The 19,783-nt window shown below is 34.7% G+C and carries 21 protein-coding genes; 3 read left to right on the top strand and 18 right to left on the bottom strand.

Going from position 1 to position 19,783, the window contains the following annotated elements:
• Positions 1 to 82: 82 nt before the first annotated feature.
• The 6 genes from pflA to nagE form a co-directional block, all read right to left on the bottom strand.
• Positions 83 to 814 (bottom strand): pyruvate formate-lyase-activating protein, encoded by a 732-nt coding sequence (gene pflA, locus BCER98_RS02460; protein ID WP_011983544.1) that lies wholly within the window; start codon positions 812 to 814, stop codon positions 83 to 85.
• A gap of 67 nt (positions 815 to 881) precedes the next feature.
• Complete coding sequence (pflB, locus tag BCER98_RS02455) at positions 882 to 3,131, bottom strand: formate C-acetyltransferase (RefSeq protein ID WP_011983543.1); 2,250 nt, start codon at positions 3,129 to 3,131, stop codon at positions 882 to 884.
• 393 nt (positions 3,132 to 3,524) lie between these two features.
• Complete coding sequence (locus tag BCER98_RS02450; protein ID WP_011983542.1) at positions 3,525 to 4,490, bottom strand: NAD-dependent epimerase/dehydratase family protein; 966 nt, start codon at positions 4,488 to 4,490, stop codon at positions 3,525 to 3,527.
• The gene (locus BCER98_RS02445; RefSeq protein ID WP_041810209.1) at positions 4,487 to 5,731 is read right to left on the bottom strand and encodes a nucleotide sugar dehydrogenase; all 1,245 of its coding nucleotides are present in this window, start codon (positions 5,729 to 5,731) and stop codon (positions 4,487 to 4,489) included. The genes BCER98_RS02450 and BCER98_RS02445 overlap by 4 nt, the downstream gene beginning before the upstream one ends.
• Positions 5,732 to 6,242: 511 nt before the next feature.
• Positions 6,243 to 7,457 (bottom strand): serine hydrolase domain-containing protein, encoded by a 1,215-nt coding sequence (locus tag BCER98_RS02440; RefSeq protein WP_011983540.1) that lies wholly within the window; start codon positions 7,455 to 7,457, stop codon positions 6,243 to 6,245.
• 240 nt (positions 7,458 to 7,697) lie between these two features.
• Complete coding sequence (nagE, locus tag BCER98_RS02435) at positions 7,698 to 9,191, bottom strand: N-acetylglucosamine-specific PTS transporter subunit IIBC (RefSeq protein ID WP_011983539.1); 1,494 nt, start codon at positions 9,189 to 9,191, stop codon at positions 7,698 to 7,700.
• A gap of 371 nt (positions 9,192 to 9,562) precedes the next feature.
• Here nagE and glsA point away from each other — a divergent pair, with 371 nt between their 5' ends.
• Together glsA and BCER98_RS02425 are read left to right on the top strand one after the other, a co-directional pair.
• Complete coding sequence (glsA, locus tag BCER98_RS02430) at positions 9,563 to 10,492, top strand: glutaminase A (protein ID WP_011983538.1); 930 nt, start codon at positions 9,563 to 9,565, stop codon at positions 10,490 to 10,492.
• A 124-nt stretch (positions 10,493 to 10,616) separates the two neighbouring features.
• Positions 10,617 to 10,958 (top strand): DUF3969 family protein, encoded by a 342-nt coding sequence (locus BCER98_RS02425; RefSeq protein WP_011983537.1) that lies wholly within the window; start codon positions 10,617 to 10,619, stop codon positions 10,956 to 10,958.
• A gap of 21 nt (positions 10,959 to 10,979) precedes the next feature.
• Here the strand turns inward: BCER98_RS02425 and BCER98_RS22360 are convergent, their stop codons facing one another.
• A complete protein-coding gene (locus tag BCER98_RS22360; RefSeq protein WP_000532411.1) occupies positions 10,980 to 11,138 on the bottom strand; it encodes a hypothetical protein in 159 nt (52 codons plus the stop codon).
• Between the two features lie 118 nt (positions 11,139 to 11,256).
• Complete coding sequence (locus tag BCER98_RS02420) at positions 11,257 to 11,865, bottom strand: manganese efflux pump (protein ID WP_011983536.1); 609 nt, start codon at positions 11,863 to 11,865, stop codon at positions 11,257 to 11,259.
• Between the two features lie 136 nt (positions 11,866 to 12,001).
• Here BCER98_RS02420 and BCER98_RS02415 point away from each other — a divergent pair, with 136 nt between their 5' ends.
• Positions 12,002 to 12,655, top strand: a complete 654-nt coding sequence (locus BCER98_RS02415; RefSeq protein WP_011983535.1) for a helix-turn-helix domain-containing protein — start codon at positions 12,002 to 12,004, stop codon at positions 12,653 to 12,655.
• A 160-nt stretch (positions 12,656 to 12,815) separates the two neighbouring features.
• On the opposite strand, the gene truA is transcribed toward BCER98_RS02415, so the two are convergent.
• From truA to BCER98_RS02370, 10 genes are all read right to left on the bottom strand, one after another.
• Positions 12,816 to 13,553, bottom strand: coding sequence for a tRNA pseudouridine(38-40) synthase TruA (gene truA, locus BCER98_RS02410; RefSeq protein ID WP_041809417.1), 738 nt, complete (start codon positions 13,551 to 13,553; stop codon positions 12,816 to 12,818).
• 26 nt (positions 13,554 to 13,579) lie between these two features.
• A complete protein-coding gene (locus BCER98_RS02405; protein ID WP_011983533.1) occupies positions 13,580 to 14,608 on the bottom strand; it encodes a recombinase family protein in 1,029 nt (342 codons plus the stop codon).
• Between the two features lie 40 nt (positions 14,609 to 14,648).
• Positions 14,649 to 14,819, bottom strand: coding sequence for an SHOCT domain-containing protein (locus BCER98_RS02400; protein ID WP_041809414.1), 171 nt, complete (start codon positions 14,817 to 14,819; stop codon positions 14,649 to 14,651).
• Positions 14,820 to 15,279: 460 nt separating this feature from the next.
• Positions 15,280 to 15,459, bottom strand: a complete 180-nt coding sequence (locus BCER98_RS02395) for a helix-turn-helix domain-containing protein (protein ID WP_011983532.1) — start codon at positions 15,457 to 15,459, stop codon at positions 15,280 to 15,282.
• On the bottom strand, positions 15,449 to 15,880 hold the full coding sequence (locus tag BCER98_RS02390; protein ID WP_011983531.1) for a sigma factor-like helix-turn-helix DNA-binding protein: 432 nt from the start codon (positions 15,878 to 15,880) through the stop codon (positions 15,449 to 15,451). The genes BCER98_RS02395 and BCER98_RS02390 overlap by 11 nt, the downstream gene beginning before the upstream one ends.
• 284 nt (positions 15,881 to 16,164) lie before the next feature.
• On the bottom strand, positions 16,165 to 16,353 hold the full coding sequence (locus tag BCER98_RS20525) for a cysteine-rich KTR domain-containing protein (protein ID WP_081428343.1): 189 nt from the start codon (positions 16,351 to 16,353) through the stop codon (positions 16,165 to 16,167).
• A 4-nt stretch (positions 16,354 to 16,357) separates the two neighbouring features.
• Positions 16,358 to 16,960, bottom strand: coding sequence for a CDP-alcohol phosphatidyltransferase family protein (locus BCER98_RS02385; RefSeq protein ID WP_041809412.1), 603 nt, complete (start codon positions 16,958 to 16,960; stop codon positions 16,358 to 16,360).
• A 47-nt stretch (positions 16,961 to 17,007) separates the two neighbouring features.
• Positions 17,008 to 17,229, bottom strand: a complete 222-nt coding sequence (locus BCER98_RS02380) for a hypothetical protein (protein ID WP_011983529.1) — start codon at positions 17,227 to 17,229, stop codon at positions 17,008 to 17,010.
• A gap of 120 nt (positions 17,230 to 17,349) precedes the next feature.
• On the bottom strand, positions 17,350 to 17,913 hold the full coding sequence (locus BCER98_RS02375) for a TetR/AcrR family transcriptional regulator (RefSeq protein ID WP_202795678.1): 564 nt from the start codon (positions 17,911 to 17,913) through the stop codon (positions 17,350 to 17,352).
• 140 nt (positions 17,914 to 18,053) lie between these two features.
• Complete coding sequence (locus BCER98_RS02370) at positions 18,054 to 19,670, bottom strand: thioester domain-containing protein (RefSeq protein ID WP_011983527.1); 1,617 nt, start codon at positions 19,668 to 19,670, stop codon at positions 18,054 to 18,056.
• Between the last annotated feature and the right edge of the window lie 113 nt (positions 19,671 to 19,783).

The raw sequence follows: 19,783 nt of genomic DNA, 5'->3' as shown, positions 1-19,783 counted from the left end.
TTCTACTTTCAGTATACTCCTTTATCTATATATACTCTAGCGTTTATTAGAGGAAAAAGAAAAGTCTAATCCAAACTATGGATTAGACCGCTTTTAAAATTTCTTTTGCATGTAAAACACTTTGTTCTGTTGGAGGTTCAACACCTTGAAGGGGATACTTATGTCCAAGTGTTTCCCACTTATATACACCAAGTTTGTGATATGGTAGCACTTCAATCTTTTGTACATTAGACAAACTTTGAATAAACTGAGATAATCTTTGTAAATCTTTCTCGCTATCTGTAACGCCAGGAACTAATACATGTCTTACCCAAATGGATTTCTTTTTATCTGATAAATAACGAGCAAATTGTAAAATATGTTCATTTGGTTTTCCTGTTAATTTTCGATGCTTTTTGGAATCAATATGTTTTAAGTCCAGTAAAACCAAATCTGTGTAATCCATTAAGAGATCTAATTTTCTTTGGAATTCTGGTTCTTCTGAGTAACACCCTCCCGAAGAATCGATTGTTGTATGAATTCCAACTTCCTTACATTTTTTGAATAATTCAATTAGGAAATCTAATTGTAATAATGGTTCTCCACCACTAACTGTAATACCGCCTTCTGAAGCCTCAATAAAGGGAAGGTAACATGTAACATCCTGCATAATTTCATCAACTGTTATTTCTTTTCCTTTACCAATCTCCCATGTATCAGCATTATGACAATATTGGCAACGTAATAAACACCCTTGTGTAAATATGACATAACGAATTCCTGGGCCATCAACAGTACCACAAGACTCTACAGAATGAATTCTTCCTTTTACCATGTTACTTCCTCCTTTATTGAAACAATTTCCCCCGTGCCCTTATTAAGAGATAGGGGGAAATTTTTCTTTACATGCTTTCATGCATTGTACGATTAATTACATCAATTTGTTGTTCACGAGTTAATTTAATAAAGTTAACAGCATAACCAGATACACGAATTGTTAATTGTGGATATTTTTCAGGATGTTCCATTGCATCCAATAATGTTTCACGATTAAATACGTTAATATTTAAGTGATGTCCTTCTTTTACTGCATATCCATCTAACATAGATACTAAGTTACTAACTTGTACCTCTTCTTCTTTACCAAGCGCTTTCGGAATGATGGAGAATGTATTAGAAATACCATCTTGCGCATCTTCGTATGGTAATTTCGCAACAGATAATAGCGATGCTAGTGCACCTTTTGTATCACGTCCATGCATTGGATTTGCCCCTGGTGCGAATGGTTCTCCAGCACGGCGTCCATCTGGAGTATTACCAGTTTTCTTACCATATACCACATTAGATGTAATTGTTAAGATTGACATTGTATGAACAGAATTACGGTATGTTTTATGTTTACGAAGTTTGTTCATAAATGTTTTCACAAGATTTACTGCAATTTCATCAACGCGGTCATCATTGTTACCATATTTCGGGAAGTCACCTTCAATTTCAAAGTCAACCGCGATACCATTTTCATCGCGAATTGGTTTTACTTTTGCATATTTAATTGCACTTAAAGAGTCAGCTACGACAGATAGACCAGCGATCCCTGTTGCCATTGTGCGAAGAACTTCTGTATCATGAAGTGCCATTTCGATACGTTCATAGCTATATTTGTCGTGCATGTAATGAATTACATTTAATGTATTTAAGTAAAGACCCGCTAACCATTCCATTGTCATATCAAATTTATGCATAACTTCATCATAATCTAGTACGTCGGAAGTAATTGGTGCAAATTCTGGCCCTACTTGCACTTTTGATTTTTCGTCTTTCCCACCATTAATAGCGTATAATAAAGCCTTCGCTAAGTTTGCACGAGCTCCGAAGAATTGCATTTGTTTACCAATTTTCATTGCGGATACACAGCAAGCAATACCATAGTCATCGCCATATTCTGGACGCATAATGTCGTCATTTTCATATTGGATTGCAGATGTTTTAATAGACATTTTTGCACAGTAGTTTTTAAATTTCTGTGGTAATTGCTTAGACCAAAGAACTGTTAAGTTTGGCTCTGGCGCAGGTCCTAAATTGTCCAATGTATGCAAGAAACGGAATGAGTTTTTTGTTACTAATGGACGACCGTCAAGTGCAATACCACCGATAGATTCAGTTACCCAAGTTGGATCACCAGAGAATAATTCATTATAATCAGGAGTTCTTGCAAATTTTACAAGACGTAACTTCATAATGAAATGGTCAACAATCTCTTGGGCTTCCTCTTCAGTTAAAGTGCCATTTTCTAAATCTCTTTCAACATAAATATCTAAGAATGTTGAAGTACGTCCAAGACTCATTGCAGCCCCGTTTTGTTCTTTAATTGCTGCAAGATAAGCAAAGTATAACCATTGGAATGCTTCTCGTGCATTTGTCGCTGGTTTTGAAATATCAAAACCGTGAGAAGCTGCCATTTCTTTTAATTCTTGAAGTGCACGAATTTGTTCAGATACTTCTTCACGTAAACGGATAACCTCTTCACTCATTACACTTCCTGTTAGGTTTAAATCCTCTTCTTTCGCTTCAATTAAACGATCTACCCCATATAGTGCTACGCGGCGATAATCACCAATAATACGTCCGCGTCCATATGCGTCTGGAAGACCAGTAATAACACCTGATTTACGAGCTGCTCTCATTTCTGGAGTGTAAGCATCAAATACACCTTGGTTATGAGTTTTGCGCCAATCTCTAAAGATACGACTTAATTCCTCATCCACTTTAAATCCATATGCTTCACAAGATTGCTCTGCCATACGAATACCACCAAATGGTTGTAAAGAACGTTTAAATGGCTGATCTGTTTGAACACCTACTACTTTTTCAAGCTCCTTATTTAAATACCCTGGACCATGTGATGTAATAGAAGAAACAATTTTTGTGTCCATATCAAGAACGCCACCATTTTCACGTTCTTGTTTAGTTAGATCCATTACTTGATCCCAAAGTTTTTTCGTTGCTTCTGTTGCTCCTGCTAAGAAGGATTCGTCCCCGTTGTAAACGTTTACATTATTTAGAATGAAATCGCGAACATCAATCTCAACTTTCCATTTTTCACCTTTAAATTTTTCCCATGCATTTTTTACAGTCTCTAATACTTGAGTCATCCTAATCTCCTCCATTTTTGATTAGTACAGGACTAAGATTTTTTATATAACAGCTTACACATTTAGAATACTACTTTTTTTAAAAAACGAACGAGATAGTTGTGACACATTTGTGAAACGTTGAGCAAACAAATATATAGATAGTGTTAATATTAGTTTAATACTCTTTAAAATTGGCTCTTTCCTTAATTATATTTTTTAGTATCCTTATAAACGAATGCTATTTTGCAGTATAAAAAGTCATCCCCCTTATAAACTGTAATACCCTTATCTCTTATTCTGTTATATTATTTTTATGACAGAATAGACGAAGTGTACCAAATCGGTACACTTCTTGTTTATAATTTTAAACTTTAGGTCTGATGACAAACAGATATCATCACGAATCATCTTTTAATCATTCTCTATTTCACGAAACCACTGAATCGTCTCTTTTAATCCTTGCTCCCATGAAACATTAGGATGGAATTGGCACATTTCTTTTAGCTTTGTAACATCAGGCTTTCGATTCGGAATTTCTTCAAACCCATGTGGATACACCTTTTCAAATGGCACATGAACAATTTTGGAAGATGAATGCGTCAATTGATGAATATCTTGCGCTACTTCTTGAATGCTTTTTTCGTCTTCAGATCCTATATTAATAATTTCTCCATTTACTTTTTCATCCATTGCGGCAATTGTCGCTTCTACCGCATCACTTACATACGTAAAACAACGCGTTTGCTTTCCATCTCCATATACAAGAAGATCATCACCTTGAAGTGCTGCACGAATAAATCGCGGAATCACCCCAGCATATGGACCATCTTTTGCTCTAGGGCCATAAATATTAAAATAACGGACAATTGTTACTGGTAATCCTTGTAGCGCATATCCTAAACACAATGTCTCTTCTAATGTTTTACAAATTGCATAACTCCAACGAATTTTAGATGTTGCCCCATATAACCGATCATCATCTTCCGAAAAGGGTGGCGTTCCTTTTCCATACACTTCAGAAGTGGAGGCAAAAATCACTTTCTTCTTCCCCTTTAATGCTGCTTGTAAAATATTTCTTGTTCCATCAAAATTCGTTTCAATTAATTCAATGCTTTTTTCCATTGTAGTCTTTACACCTAAAATAGCAGCTAAATGAAAGACAACATCATGCTGATTTACCAATTCATGCATTGAATTTTTATCAAGAATACTAATTGGAATAATCGGAATATTTCCTGTTAACTCTTCATGATATTTACTTTTTCCTTTATAAAAATTATCAACAATCGTAACTGGATGACCTCGTTTCACGAGTTCTTCCGCTAAATGTGATCCAATAAATCCTGCTCCACCTGTAATCAAACAACGTTTCTTCATGCACTCACCTTCTTTAGTACACCTCGTGTATCTATTACATGCTTCATTCCTTTACATATATTCCAATCTATATTGGAATGATCTGTTACAATTAGTATGCAATCTGCTTTTTCTAATGTTTTCTTCTTAAGTGGGATAGAATCATATATTTTATCTCCAATTTTCGCAGATGAAATATATGGATCGTGATATTGTACTTTATATCCCTCGTTTACTAACAGCTCGATAATTGGTAATGCTGGAGATTCTCGTAAATCATTTACATCTTTCTTATACGCAATACCAATCAGAAAGACAGTTCCTGGGGGAGCACTTAATTCTTTCACCTGCGTTACAATTTGTTGCGGCATCTTTTCATTAATCATATGAGCTACTTCGATTAATTGACTTGATTGCCCTAGCTGTCTTGCTTTCCACTGAAAATATAAAGGATCAACTGGAATACAATGTCCTCCTATTCCTGGTCCCGGCCAATATGGTGTAAAACCAAATGGTTTTGTCGCCGCAGCTTCAAGAGCCTCCCGAAAATCAATCCCCAACTTTTCACAAAGTATATTTAACTCATTTACTAAGGAAATATTAACTAAACGCTGAATATTTTCAAATAACTTACACATCTCTGCTACTTTTGGGGAACTAACTGGAACGACTGTGTCAAATATCGTGCTATACAATTTTTGGACTTGTTGCTTACATCTTTCTGTTTGACCACTAATGACTTTTGGAATGGTTTGTACTGTATATTGCTGATTCGCTGGATCAATTCGCTCTGGTGAGTATCCAATATAATAATCTTTTCCAACTTCTTTACCTGATTGAGCAATAATCGGAATGATGACCTCTTCCAATGTACCCGGATATGTGGAACTTTCAAAAATGAAGGTTTGTCCTGCTTGAAGGTTTTGTTTTATATAATGAGAGGCTGCAATAAGAGCACTTAAATCAGGTTCTTTTTGTTTATTAATTGGCGTTGGTACCGTAACAATCACATACTCACTATTTTGAAATTCTTCTATCCCTGTATGAGGCGTATAAACTACCAACTGTTTGTTTTGAACCAAATCTTTTAAAACATTCGAGGAAACATCTGGTATATAGCTATCTCCTTTTTCAATTCGTTCTATTTTTCGTTTATCTTTATCTAATCCGACTACGTTATATCCTCTTTCCGCAAAATGTATCGCTAAAGGAAGACCAACATAGCCCAATCCAATGACAGTTATCTTCCTACTATCATTCATTTTTTCTTCTCCTTTCTCTTTTTCCATATTTACCTCGCCATTTATGAAATGAGCGTCGCGAAGTTTTTAAAAATATTATTTAAAAAATAATTTAATGGTCTATTCAAACTGTTTACTAGTTTTCTTCAGTGTTTATTCAATAGACGCATCCTTAACTTTTTTCATTTATATAAAATAATATGGATAATACATCTGTACATCTTAATGTATACAAGTATTACTGATTTTGTGATAGGTAAGTCATACATTTCCGAAAAAATTAGTAGTTTCGTACATAAAGTGCAGCTTTAATCAGCGAAAACTTTCTTCATTCCCGACTGATGAGCTCTCACCAATCGGACTGCCCTAAAATAGAAGGATAAACTCATTACATAGAAAAAAGCAGGTGATGTCTCATCTGCTTTTTTTATTACTTTCATGATGCTTCTGAATCCCCATATCCATATAATCCTTCTGAATATACAAAGAAATACCTCTCTAAACAAACAGAGACTATCTCAAAGATAGCCTCTTACACTTCAATATGCTGCAGCATTGTATACATATCATTATTTACTTTGCCAAATGATTTAATATTATTTTGAATGTTTGATAATAAAACAACATGTATATTTCCGCTTTTGCTAAAGCCATTTAAGCAATTCCAGCCAGGCATAACACCGTGATTCGAATAACTGCCTGGATTCACATACCATCCAAATCCATAATTTTTTCTCACAGGTGTGAACATTTCATTATAACTCTCTTCTGAAATGAGTTTTCCAGAAAATAGTCCTTCATTAAATAAATATAAATCATACGCACTTGTATATATATCACCGCATCCATATAATTGTGACATACTTGGAATAGCAGGTGTTGTCATATTATTATTCACAATCTTATATCCGGTGGAAGGATATCTTGTTTGCTCTAACGCTCTTCCAAATCCTGAGTTTTTCATTCCAATTACATCGAAAATATGTTGCTTAATATATTCTTCTAACGGTTGTCCACTCACTTTTTCAACAATATAAGCAAGGATAGAATAATTAGAGTCAGAATACTCCCATTTCCCCCCCGGATTTGCTAAACGTTTTTGTTCTCCAATTCTTTTCAACAATTCCTCGTGAGAAATATCTTCGCTACCTGCCTCATATTCTGGAATTCCTGACGTATGCGTCAATAGATGTGATAGCTTCAGTCCCTCACCGTGTGGAAAACCAGGAATATATTTCGTGACTATATCTTCTGTTTGCAGTTTGTTTTGATCCTTTAACTGCATAATCGCCGTTGCTACAAATGCTTTTGAAATTGAACCAATATAAAATGTCGTTTCTGAATTATTTGGTATTTTTTTCTCTTGATTCGCTAGGCCATATCCTTTATTCAAAAGTACTTTGCCATTCTTTACAACGACTGCCGTTCCACTAAACCCTTTACTTTGCAAATACTGATCTAACTCAGCATTTTCGTTAATATCTTGCGGAGGCCCTTCAACAGGCTGTTCTGCCGCTTTCACTGTTTGTTCTTGTTGCTTTGGTTGTTGCTCCGTTTTCTTCGATGCTTCTTCTTTCTTGTTCACCTTCGTTGCAACTTTTAACATATTCTCTTTTTTACTATGTGACATTATTTTTGTATATCCAAAATATACAATTAAAAATACTAGACTGAGAATCACGATTCCTCTTATGTACACCATTGGTCTCCGAACTTTCGGATTCACACTATCCTTTTCCTGTTCCATAACTGCTGTTTTCCCCTCATTTTATTCATTTTTTGAAAAAATTAGTCCCATTTTTTCAAAAGGAATGGAAAATCCATTTCATACCATACTTACTGTATCATGCACTACGCTGATTACCAACTGATATGTACAAAAAAGAAAAAGAAATTTTTCAAAAGTAAGATTCACATATAAGAAAGAGGATATCCTCTAAAAGATGCATTTTATCCATCTTTTCGGATATCCTCTTTTCTCTTCAATTTATACGTGTTTTTTCATATCTTCAGCAACTGATTCAACGTTTGTTCCAACGATAACTTGCACACTTGTGTTACTTAATTTCATAACACCTCTCGCACCAGCACGTTTTAACGCTGATTCATTTACTAAGTTTGCATCTTTTACTTGTAGACGGAGACGAGTCGCACAGTTATCAATCACTGTTAAGTTGTCTTTTCCGCCGAGTGCAGTTACATATGCTTCTCCAATCGAACCTGCAACTGGCGCTTCATCATCTGTTGCTAATTCCTCATCATCTTCACGCCCTGGAGTTTTCAAGTTAAATTTCTTAATTAAGAAGTAGAATACAACAAAGTAAATAGCTGCATAAATTAATCCAATTCCTGCTAATAATAATGGTTTTGTTGCAATACCAAAGTTTAAGAAATAATCAATGGCACCAGCACTAAATGAAAAACCATCATGAATGCCAAGTGATGTTGTTACAAATAGTGAAATACCTGTTAATACAGCATGGATACCATATAATACTGGAGATAAGAACATGAACGAGAATTCAATTGGTTCTGTAATACCAGTTAAAAATGAAGTTAGTGCAAGACCCGCTAACATTCCTGTAACCATTTTACGTTTTTCTGGTTTCGCAGCTGCAATCATTGCGAAACATGCTGCTGGTAAACCAAACATCATAACTGGGAAGAAACCAGTCATAAACATACCTGCTGATGGATCTTTCGCAAAGAAACGAGCAATATCACCATGAACAATATCGCCTGCTGCATTTGTAAAGTCACCAAGCACAAACCAGAAGTATGTGTTCATTACATGGTGCAAGCCAATTGGAATCAATAAACGGTTCAATAAACCGAATAAACCAGATCCAATTGAACCTAAGTTGACAATACCATGAGCTACTGCATCAATGCCACTTTGAATTGTTGGCCAAATTTGACCAAATACTAATCCTAAAAGAAGCATAACGACGGATGTAATAATTGGAACAAAGCGTTTTCCTGCAAAGAAACCTAACCATTCTGGCAATTTGATCTTATGGAATTTGTTATATAATAACCCAGCAACAATCCCGGCAATAATCCCACCAAGGATCGCCATATTTATTTTAGGTGTTAACGCTGCTGCTTTTGAAACTTTTGTCATTGTATCCGCTAACTTACTTGGATCAACTGACCCCAATAAGTCTTGAACACTTTTTAATTTATCATTTAGTTCTGCTGTCGAATAACTAACACTTAAAGTATTAGTTGTATTCTTCATAACTAGATAACCAATCGCACCTGCAAGACCTGCAGCACCACTACCATCAACTGACAAACCGATTGCAACGCCAATTGCAAAAATAAGTGCTAAGTTATCAAAAATAGCTGCACCGGCTTGTGCCATAACAGGTATATCAAATACATCTGGTTGCCCTAAACGAAGCAATAATCCTGCTGCTGGCAATACTGCAATTGGAAGCATTAATGCTTTACCAATACGTTGTAAAAACTGTAACATTATGATTCCCCCTATCCAATTTCTGAAATCGTTACCATTATATACATATTTAAGAAAACGCTTTATCTTTTGAAACCATCATAACATACAGTTGTATAGATGTGTAGCTTTATTTTGAAAATTTTATGGACATATTATATCTTCCAAATGATTCTATAAAAAGCAAGTTAAACCACCTAACTTTTACAAATATCCCTATTCTTAGCTTATTTCTTTACTTTAAAGCTGCACAATCCATAAATAGCAAGAGAAAAGATAACTGATTGTATGAAAGTTTTATTTTATCATTCCACCTTTTCATGGTATTATTTATTTCCCACCACACACGGGAATAGTAAACTTAGTTCATTCAAAATAGGAGCGTTGGTATTATGCAGTGTGTTGAAACAAACAACTTAAAACAGTTGTTAGAACAAGTCAAACCATATACAAAAAAAGGGAAACTTGCTACTTATATCCCCGAATTAGGAAATGCAAATCCAGACGATTTAGGAATTGCAATTTACCATAAAGAAACCGAGTATGTTCATGCTGGGAGCTCCCAAATGCTTTTTACCCTTCAAAGTATTTCAAAAGTAATTACACTTGCTCTTGCCCTGTTAGACCGCGGTGAAGAATATGTATTTTCTAAAGTTGGAATGGAGCCAACGGGGGATCCATTCAATTCCATTATTAAATTAGAAACAACAAGCCCTTCTAAACCCCTTAATCCAATGATTAATGCAGGTGCACTAGCAATCACAAGTATGCTGAAAGGAGCGAATAACGAAGAAAAAATAGAACGAATTCTCAATTTCGTACGTGAAATCACGGATAATCCTACTATTCATTATTCTGCAAAAGTTGCTACTTCCGAGCTAGAAACGGCTTATTTAAATCGTTCGCTCTGTTACTACATGAAGCAAAATGGTATTATCGATAACGATATTGAAGAACTAATGGATTTATATACACGCCAATGTGCAATTGAAGTGAATTGTATTGATTTAGCACGCATCGGTTTAATTTTTGCAATGGATGGCTATGATCCCTATAAACAAAAACAAATTATCCCAAAACATATTACGAAAATTTGTAAAACATTTATGGTAACTTGCGGTATGTATAATGAATCTGGAGAGTTTGCCATCCGTGTTGGAATCCCCGCAAAAAGCGGTGTTGCTGGCGGCATTTTCGGCTGTGTCAAAGGAGAAATGGGCATTGGCATTTTCGGGCCAGCATTAGATGAAAACGGAAATAGCATCGCTGGATTTAAAATATTAGAACTGCTATCAGCTCAAGAAGGCTGGAGTATTTTTTAATGACAATGTTCAAAAGAGGTACCTTATTTCTAGTAAAATAAGGTACCTCTTTTTATTATGCATATTTCACTCACTTCTGAATAATATAGTACAACCTAGTGCTATACTTGGTGGAGGTGTAAAAATGAAATTGATATTCCAAATGGCTAAGCAGCCTGTTTTGGAAAAAACAATCCTTCTCTTTATACTTAGTATTGTAGAAAGCTTAAAGCTAAAAGTTGTTTCCCTAGATGAAGCACATCGATACATATTTAATTTAGACGTCCTCGAGTTATTAATGGATCGTAATATTGATGATCAAGTATTAGAACTCATTCATTTCGGAATGAGCCTTGAGGACATTCTTCATGTCCTTCCAGAAGAGCTTGAACAAAGTGTTGAAGAGTTGAAATGGCGCTGTATTCAAGTTCTTAGTGAATACGAAATGTATGAAGAATCCCAACAATTAATCGAAGATATCCGCTAAAAAAGCACCTATATAGGTGCTTTAATGTTTCTTTAAACTATTTTTATACGTTTCAATATTAACAGGTAATTCTTCCTCTTCTAACGTATGCTCATTTACATCCTTATGAATGAATGCTCCTTTAGGCGGCTGATGATCATGCCCTTTTTTCTTATGGTCAAATGCTTTGCCACGTCCCATATCCATCCCCCTTTCTAGTTATGAAATCAATATTAGTATGAAGAAAAAGGTGTCGATATATGCAGTACTTTGGTGTATTCCCAAGGAAATACTCGAATTTTATTTTTCTGTATCCTGTTTACATTAATTGATCAATTCCGATTAAAATCAATAAAATCCCAGCAATGATTGTCGCCCATTTTCCTAAGTATTCTGCAAAAAATCTTTTTCCGATATAAGAAAAAGCGCTAATACAAATAAAACTAAATGCTCCTGAAATAATAGCCGTCCACCAAAGATTTAAATTAGTTACTCCCGCATCAAATCCTCCGGCAATATTATTAATTGACAATGCAACACCTAACACAAGTGCTTCAGAAAAACAAATCGTTTTTGAGCCATCAAAATCAGCATTCTCTGGATTACGTAATATGCCTATCATACTCCTCTCTTTCTCTAATCCTTCTGCTGATTTATTTAATAAGGGCTGGCATAAAACAAAGATTCCAATGCTTCCAAGAACAAGCGCTCCAATTAAATTTGCCATAAAATCTGAAATAAATAATGAAATCCAATTCCCAAATAAACCAGCTAACAAAGTAAAAAGAAATCCGAAAAAAGCGATAATGAAGTTGTTAAACCAAGAAATACGAATATTACGAATCCCGTATGCAATTCCTACACCCGCATTATCTAAATTAGAAGCAATCCCTATTAATAAAATAGAAAATAATCCTGCCGAACTCATCAACATTCACTCCTTCATTGCTATTTTCCATGCATATTATGCAAATATTGAGCAATTGTGCCTGTCAGGTTCATATACTGATAATAAAAACTCAACATTTGTTCAACACTTTCGAAACAAGAAGGAGTGCTAAACTATGTCTACGGAAAATCCGAATGATAAGCTTGGCGCATTACTAAGAAAATTATTAAAAGAACGTAATCTATCTATGCGTCAATTAGGAACACTCACAAATATTGATCCATCAACGATTTCACGAATTATAAGTGGTAAACAACAAGCAAAGCAAAAACACTTACAAAAGTTCGCTGAATGTTTAAAAGTCCCACCACAACTGTTATATGGTGCCCTGCATTCAGCTTCTTCCCCTATCAAAAAAGAAAAAATCGATATGTATAACTCCATTGATACGATTCAAGATACCCTACAGTCATCGAACCTTTTTGATTATGATTACACAACAATACGCGTCAAACAAGAATTGGAAAACTATGAACGGTATGCGCAAACGACAGAAGGACAAATGCGTATTCATGAAAGCTTCTCAACAAAATTAAAGCAAATTGATAGCACAGGTCCCTTTATTGAGCAACTAACAGAAATGTATCAACAATTTTGCAAAGATACGATTTCTGAAACAGAACGTGCTGTAATCGGAAGCGCTTTATTGTATTTTGTTTTATCAACAGACATTATCCCAGATTATATATTTCCTATTGGTTATTTAGATGATGCAATCGCAGTTGAATTAGTCAAAGAAAAGCTAGCTCATTTTCGGAAAGAGCTGTAGAGAATATAATGGAACCTGTGCCAAACTATCATAAAACATGACAGTTTGGAGACAGTTTTTCCATGCTATATCGACCAGACAACAAAATTCGTCACCTTACCTCTATAAACAAGCCTGCAAAAAAAGAGACTGTTTACAATTTTACAGTCTCTTTCACCATTTAAAAATCAACCTTTTCTAAATACAATCCATTCGCATCCGCAAGGCAATTAATCTGATTCCTTTGTTTTGCTTCTAAAATTTGCGGAATTGCTTCAGCATCAAGCTGTCCTAATCCGACTTCAATTAATGCTCCAACAATTTTTCTTACCATATTGTGAAGAAAACCATTTCCGCTCACTCGAATTTGAATAAACCCTTCGCTTTCAAAAACATCGAGCACGTATATTTCCCGAACCATTGATTTCTTTTTTGATTTCGCATTTGAAAAAGCAGTAAAATCATGTGAACCAATGAAATAGTGAGCTGCTTGTTTCATGTTTTCAACATTTAACTTTTTAGGAACATGCATACTGTATTTACGCATAAATGGATTCGTATGTTCCTCATTCCAAATTTTATATAAATATGTTTTTGTCTTTGAGTTGTAGCGAGCGTGAAAACGTTCAGGAACCTGCTCCACCTCCGTGATGCTAATATCGTTTGGTAAGTATTGATTTAAATATTTTTTCACTTTCGTTTCCACTAATTTTTCATCGACCTTAAAGTTCGCTACTTGGTTTAGAGCGTGTACCCCAGCATCTGTTCTGCTACAGCCGATAATTTCAATTTCTTGTCCAATCATTTCTGACAGTACACTTTCAATTTTTCCCTGGATTGTATTATCGTTATTACCAAGACGCTGCCAGCCTTTAAAGCGTCCGCCGTCATATTGAATTGTGAGTTTGTAGTTGTTCATTTTATTCTCCTTATTTTCTAACAAGCCTAACCACATTCTCCACATGTGTGGTCACTAGCAAGTGAACACATTTTACTATCCTCGTCACTTGCTTGTGAACACAAATCTGGATTCGTAATGTCTACGTCTTTTGACTTCTTCGTATTCTTTCTTTTGGGTTTAAACTTACCGCCATCTTGGCTGTCTGTCAACCCTGTCTTATAAATGAATACGAGCTTGTGGGGGTCAATCGTACCGTCTTCTTCGACACCACCCACAATTACTTTTTCTACAATACTTTCAAAAACATAGCGGTCAAATTCATCAAGAACTTGGTTGTTTTGCAACGTCTTTCTAAATTCAGCCCATCTACTACTACCACGCTTTGTCTTATATCCAAGATTTTCAAGCTCTCTACCAATGACACTTCCGCCTGCTCCCTCAATATATCTATTGAAAATATATTTTACGATTACAGCTTCTTCATTGACAGAGATACTTTTATCCTCTGGGTAATAATCATATCCAAGGCAACCTTGAAACCCAACCAGCTCTCCACGGCTCATCTTCATTTTTAAACCCTTTTTAACATTGGCAGATATATTTTCTACTTCTTGTTGTGCCACTGAACTTAGAACTACAAGTAACAATTCACCGTCCATAGTTAAGGTATTGATTTTTTCATCTTCAAAATAAACCGCAATATTCTTTTCTTTCAGCATACGAACGTATTTCAAAGTATCAAGCGTATTCCTAGCAAACCTTGAAATAGACTTGGTTATCACCATATCCAGTTCGCCATTCATACAATCGTTAATTAGCCGTTGAAAATCTGTCCGCTTATCAACTTGTGTTCCTGTGATAGCCTCATCAGCATAAATATCAGCAAATACCCAATCCTTATTCTTCTTGATTAGATTTATATAATAGGTAACTTGTGACTTATAACTGTTTAGCTGGTCTTCGGAATCGGTACTAACACGACAATACGCTCCTACTCTTAATGATTGAAGACTATGGGTTTTGTTTCTGTCTGTTATTGTACGATTCGCTTTAATAATTTCTATTTCTGTCATATACCATCACCTCTCTTTTGTATTCCTTTTATAGTGTTAATCATAATGCGAATAAAGATCCAATTAAAGCAGTAATATTTGCAACAATCCCATAGTCCTTTTTTAGTCGCTGTTCCATCTTCTGATATTCCTTATCGCTTATTAAACCTTTATTGTAAAGCTGTTTTAACATAGCTAATTGCATACTATATTCTAACAACTGCATTTTCATAAATCAGCTCCTTTCATTTCGGTAGTCTTCATACACAGCCAGATGGTCTAGGAAAACCCACAGGAATTTCACCTCTGCTCAAACTCGGAGTAGCTACCCAATGCGGTGAAGCGTTCAAGGTAGGAGTATCATTATGGCAATCTATAAATCATGGCTACTTCAATTTCCAAGATTGAAGATTGTAGGTCAAATAGGTATCGCTCGTTCAAATGAAGTCATGGCGTATTTGCTTACACAGCTTATTACAGATTGAATGTGTCTGGCTATGCTATTCAGTTGTCAAAGAACGAATCGGCGTTTATTTGCCTATCAAGGATCACAATGGCTTGGTGAACTTGATAGAGAAATAATTTTCAAGAGTTCCCCATGCACCAACGCATTTTCTCGATACATGGGTCGGGGATAATTATTAGATCAGCTCAAAATTGAGAATCGCCATAATCAGCTTTGTTTCTAATACTCATTTGATTTCTGGCTCTACATGAATGTAGGGATTGCCAAATTCATCAAACAACGTTTTCTGCGAGAGCTTAATCATGTAATGTTCAAAGTGCTTTAAAATCTGGTTCATAGCCATAACATCACCCTGAACCGCCAACACAATGATTGGGAATGGTAATACGTTCTGCTTATTCTTCATTTGTGTGTTCCTCCATAAATTTCCGTAATTCGTCCAGAGCATTTTCTTTGTGATAATGCACGGTACTTTGAGCAAGATTCATCATTGAATCAATGTCCATTTCTTTCATATCTAGAAAGTACGAAAGCAGGATAATGTCTTGCCGTCTTTTTGAAAGTGATTCAATTGCCTGTGCAATCAGAATATTTTCAATCGGTATCTCGTAATCAAACGCTGTAAAGAAGATACATTCGGCTTCGTAGTTATCGAAGCTACACAACTTCGCTAAATCGTCTGGTGTCAGTGCTTCTAAAGAAACGAAACGGTTTTGCCAGCGTCGATTATCTTCATAAATGGTTCTTGCTTGATTCCGCAGGACTGTTTTACAGAAGCTATCAAATTGATGTTCGATAGTCTTTTCATAATCAGAAGTATTCGCCATAAGATTCACCCCCTTTCCGCTTTGCAAAGGCGAGCTATCCTTTGCTCACTCCTGTCACTGATGGGAAGGGGGAATAATCGAAAAATCCAAAAAATTTCAAAAAAGTACACACTTAAACCTTGTGGTAAAAATGTGTACTTTTTTCTTATATTCAGTTGTATATCTTTTATCTTTAAATTCCACTTGCATAGTAGCCCTCCAACAGCCACTACACATAAGAGAAATTTATACTATTTTGTCCAATCAAAAAAGCCGACAACTTGGAGTATGTTTTAACTTCAAAGTTATCGGCTCTGCTTCTTGGCGTCTGGCTCTTTTATGATTGACATATTAAATTTTTCTATATTGATTAAGCTTTCTTGCTTACATTTCGGGCAGTATAAGGGGAGGTATCTAATCATTGTGTTTTCCCGTATTTTAATACGAGTTTTATTGTGACAAAGTGGACAGAAAATCCATTGTGATTTTTCCATTACATTACCTCGAATTTATATGTTTTTTGTTAAAGCTTTTAGCTTGTTTAACTTTTCTTAGATTTTTAACATCTACAGCCTTTGTTATTCTAATTGCAGTAGAAGTAATTGATAAAATGGCAACTATCGATAAAGTAAGATTCAATATATCAGAATAATTTGTGGGAAATATTCTATGAACTATCACGCCTATGATAGGAAGTATATAGAATATTACAGCGACTAACTTGCCTAGTTTATCAAAGCTGAATACAGCAGTCGCTTGACTTTGTATGCTTATTACATAAGAGGTGATTAAAAACTCAATAAATTTTGAAGTAATTAAAAATATTGACCATAAAGAAAATACTTTTAAAAATATCAAAGTAGAATAAGAGGTTATCATAAAGAAAAAGTCGCACATGACATCTAATTTGGCCCCATAGCTTGTTTCCAAATTATATTTTCTTGCTAGCTTTCCATCAAAATAATCCGAAAATGCAATTATGGTAAACATCAAGATGATTTTCCTAATAGAATACTTATCGTGTAATAAAACACTACACAAAATTATAGAAATAGGAATACGAATTAGTGTTAAGGAATTTATTATCCATTTATTTTTCATATATCTCCTTTTTAACCTAATTGTTGGTCTTTTAAAATTTACACTTTTCATTTCAATTCATACATTTGTTTTAAAAATTCTTCTTGTGAATCACAAATAATAAATTGTTTATCTAAGCGTCCCACAAATTTATCAGTCAGTTCAGGACAGCTTCTGGAGCATTTTCCTATACAACCTACTTTAACTTTATAATTTAGTTCTTTCCCATAAATTTTAATTTTATCTACATCTAAATTAGAACATCTTTTACATACTTTGATTTTTTTCATAAATATTCTCCTTAATTATTAATAATTTGCATTTTTCTATTTCGCAAGTGAATGAACAAAACAAAGTATTCATTCACTTTTGGTAAAAAAAATTAGGGAAGCAAATATACTTTCCCATTTTTATTGTAATAAACCTTTTATGAAGTACCTTACCATTATCTTTAAAGATTCTGCGTAATTTACGAAGTCATTATTAGTGATATTACAATCAATAAAATATATCAATTCATAAACGTTTAACATATTATCTATTGTTTGGGTGTCATAGTCATCTTTCAATCGTTCTTTTATTGTTTTAAGTAAAAATTGATGAAAAGTATTGTCAAGTTTCCCCTTTTTTGATGAATAGTAATTATGTAATGTATTTGAGATATCTGGATTATTCCATTCTGCAAGAATTTTATTTGATAAGATTACCTCTATAGAATAATCAAATATTTTATCGACTATATTTGTAGGTTCATCATTCCAATTAACTGTTTCGATTAGTTGATTTCTAATTTTTTCATTTTCAATTATATAGATTTGTAAAAAAAGTTCTTCTTTTGATTGATAATACTTATAAAAAGAACCAACTGCAATACCAGCATGTTGAGCAACTTCACTTATATTTGTTTTCTTGTATCCATTTTTTTGAAAAATCTCATAAGCAGCTTTATCTATTTGTTCCTTCTTATTTTTCAAGACAATACCACCTCCCGATATGAATGAATAATATTTTCTGTTCATTCAAATTATAGGTGTTGCTCTTTGAATTGTCAAGAGTAGCGTAGACTATCGTTGTTAGCTTAATAAAATAATCACCAATTTAAAACTTATAATTATTATTTTAGAATCTTCCAATTTTCATCTTTCTCTAAAACTAATTCAAATTGTGAGAACTGAGTTACTTTGGTTTCTATCCAGTAGTAATCGTCAAGGTAAAGACCTTGTACGGTAGCTTTTCCGTCTTTGATAGTGACTTCTTTCATCACTTTATCATCAGAAACACGGCGTAATTCATAAACCGCACCATCTAACTTCGCACCGCCCTGTGGCTTTGAACCTGCTTTGGAATCCTCTTTGATTAAAGTGGAATTTCCTTTTTGTTCCTGTTCTTCTTGTGCAATAGTGGCAGACGTGATTTCCACGGTTTGAACAGCATACTTCAATTCAAATGGAATCTTATTCTTGTTTAGCAGATAACCGCTAGGAGCTTTGAATTCCAAAGCATAGTATTTGCCTAATTTCAATGGAGAAGAAGTCGCTTTTCCATATACATCAGTTGTCATAGAGGTTACTTTTGTGCCATCTTCTTTATAGATGTCATAAACCGCACCCTGTAAAGAGTAATATTTGTTTAACATGGTAGAACCAAACTCTTTACCAGTCTTAGTCAATAACACCTGTCCAAGCTGTTCCTTGTTGTTTAGCGTTACATACACGGTAGTATTTGGTTTGATAACAACTTTCTTGATTTCGCCTTTGTTGAAATAGCAGTTCGGAGCAGTCACTTCGGTTACAGTAATAGTCGTTCCCTCTGGAATATCATTGATAGTTGCCAACCCATTTGAATCTGTTACTATCTCTTTAGACGTGCCGTTATATTCAAACTTCAATTTGGCACTAGGTAAAGGCTTGCCAGTTTCTTCATCAATCTTTATAGCTTGGATATTTCCCAGCTTGATAACGTCAACGTTGACCGTAGCTTGTTTTGAGCTTTCCAAATGGAACTCAACCATCGACTGTTCACGAGATTTCTTGTAAACAATCGAAGTACCGACTTCATTTTGAGGTACTTTACGGAATGTGATTGCACCGTCATTGGAATTGGCACTTGATGTAATCTTTAGTGAATTTCCGTTATGTGTAGCAGAAGCATTGGTATTGTTGGATTCCATAGTCATGTCACGTAGGACACCATTTGAATCTGTCAATGTGATACTATCCCCAACTGTTACCGCTACAGACTGACCGTTAAATGATGGTAAGGTATCATGTTTATTTACCAATGCCATAATTTCAGCTTTTCGCTGATGGTAATTAGGAATCGTAGATGATTGGTATTGGTCGCCTAATTGTTCCCATATCATGACTTGGGTTACAGCGTAATCATAGTGGGTTTTACCAGTAGCAGTATAACCGTAGTAGGCAATCTTAGATAATAAATCTTTTTTTGCACTGACATAGGCTTCTGGAACGAATCCCTCGCCACTATTGGCAGGCACACCTGATTCAATACAGAATACTTTTTTGCCGTCCATTTTTAGTACATATACGTTATGGGTAATTGTATAACCAGTGTTAGGGCTAACACTAGTATAGGAGTAGCCTGTCTGTTCATCTAAAGCCATAGAACTGGCTTGAACAGGTAATGCATTTGAGAATAATGTTCCGCATAGGATCACTAAGACCATGACGAAACTTAATACTTTTTGTGGTACTCTTGATTTTGTTTTCATACTCATTTCCTTTCATTGTTTTTCTCTTTTAATTTTGGGTACAAAAAAAGACGCTTCCTTTTACAGAAACGCCTTATTCCAGCGAGTAAATAGATACTATCTACTCTAATATT

Source organism: Bacillus cytotoxicus NVH 391-98 (assembly GCF_000017425.1).
GTDB classification, from domain to species: domain Bacteria; phylum Bacillota; class Bacilli; order Bacillales; family Bacillaceae_G; genus Bacillus_A; species Bacillus_A cytotoxicus.
This window is presented reverse-complemented; position numbering and strand designations above follow the sequence as displayed.

Coding starts and splice junctions, on each gene's coding strand:
- BCER98_RS02390 (WP_011983531.1), bottom strand. CDS start 15,880: ATGGCGAATACTTCTGATTATGAAAAGACTATCGAACATCAATTTGAT.
- BCER98_RS02425 (WP_011983537.1), top strand. CDS start 10,617: ATGAAATTGATATTCCAAATGGCTAAGCAGCCTGTTTTGGAAAAAACA.
- BCER98_RS20525 (WP_081428343.1), bottom strand. CDS start 16,353: ATGGAAAAATCACAATGGATTTTCTGTCCACTTTGTCACAATAAAACT.
- BCER98_RS02385 (WP_041809412.1), bottom strand. CDS start 16,960: ATGAAAAATAAATGGATAATAAATTCCTTAACACTAATTCGTATTCCT.
- nagE (WP_011983539.1), bottom strand. CDS start 9,191: ATGTTACAGTTTTTACAACGTATTGGTAAAGCATTAATGCTTCCAATT.
- BCER98_RS02395 (WP_011983532.1), bottom strand. CDS start 15,459: ATGAAGAATAAGCAGAACGTATTACCATTCCCAATCATTGTGTTGGCG.
- BCER98_RS02400 (WP_041809414.1), bottom strand. CDS start 14,819: ATGAAAATGCAGTTGTTAGAATATAGTATGCAATTAGCTATGTTAAAA.
- pflA (WP_011983544.1), bottom strand. CDS start 814: ATGGTAAAAGGAAGAATTCATTCTGTAGAGTCTTGTGGTACTGTTGAT.
- BCER98_RS22360 (WP_000532411.1), bottom strand. CDS start 11,138: ATGGGACGTGGCAAAGCATTTGACCATAAGAAAAAAGGGCATGATCAT.
- truA (WP_041809417.1), bottom strand. CDS start 13,553: ATGAACAACTACAAACTCACAATTCAATATGACGGCGGACGCTTTAAA.
- BCER98_RS02415 (WP_011983535.1), top strand. CDS start 12,002: ATGTCTACGGAAAATCCGAATGATAAGCTTGGCGCATTACTAAGAAAA.
- BCER98_RS02405 (WP_011983533.1), bottom strand. CDS start 14,608: ATGACAGAAATAGAAATTATTAAAGCGAATCGTACAATAACAGACAGA.
- glsA (WP_011983538.1), top strand. CDS start 9,563: ATGCAGTGTGTTGAAACAAACAACTTAAAACAGTTGTTAGAACAAGTC.
- BCER98_RS02420 (WP_011983536.1), bottom strand. CDS start 11,865: ATGAGTTCGGCAGGATTATTTTCTATTTTATTAATAGGGATTGCTTCT.
- BCER98_RS02445 (WP_041810209.1), bottom strand. CDS start 5,731: ATGAATGATAGTAGGAAGATAACTGTCATTGGATTGGGCTATGTTGGT.
- BCER98_RS02450 (WP_011983542.1), bottom strand. CDS start 4,490: ATGAAGAAACGTTGTTTGATTACAGGTGGAGCAGGATTTATTGGATCA.
- BCER98_RS02370 (WP_011983527.1), bottom strand. CDS start 19,670: ATGAAAACAAAATCAAGAGTACCACAAAAAGTATTAAGTTTCGTCATG.
- BCER98_RS02440 (WP_011983540.1), bottom strand. CDS start 7,457: ATGGAACAGGAAAAGGATAGTGTGAATCCGAAAGTTCGGAGACCAATG.
- BCER98_RS02380 (WP_011983529.1), bottom strand. CDS start 17,229: ATGAAAAAAATCAAAGTATGTAAAAGATGTTCTAATTTAGATGTAGAT.
- pflB (WP_011983543.1), bottom strand. CDS start 3,131: ATGACTCAAGTATTAGAGACTGTAAAAAATGCATGGGAAAAATTTAAA.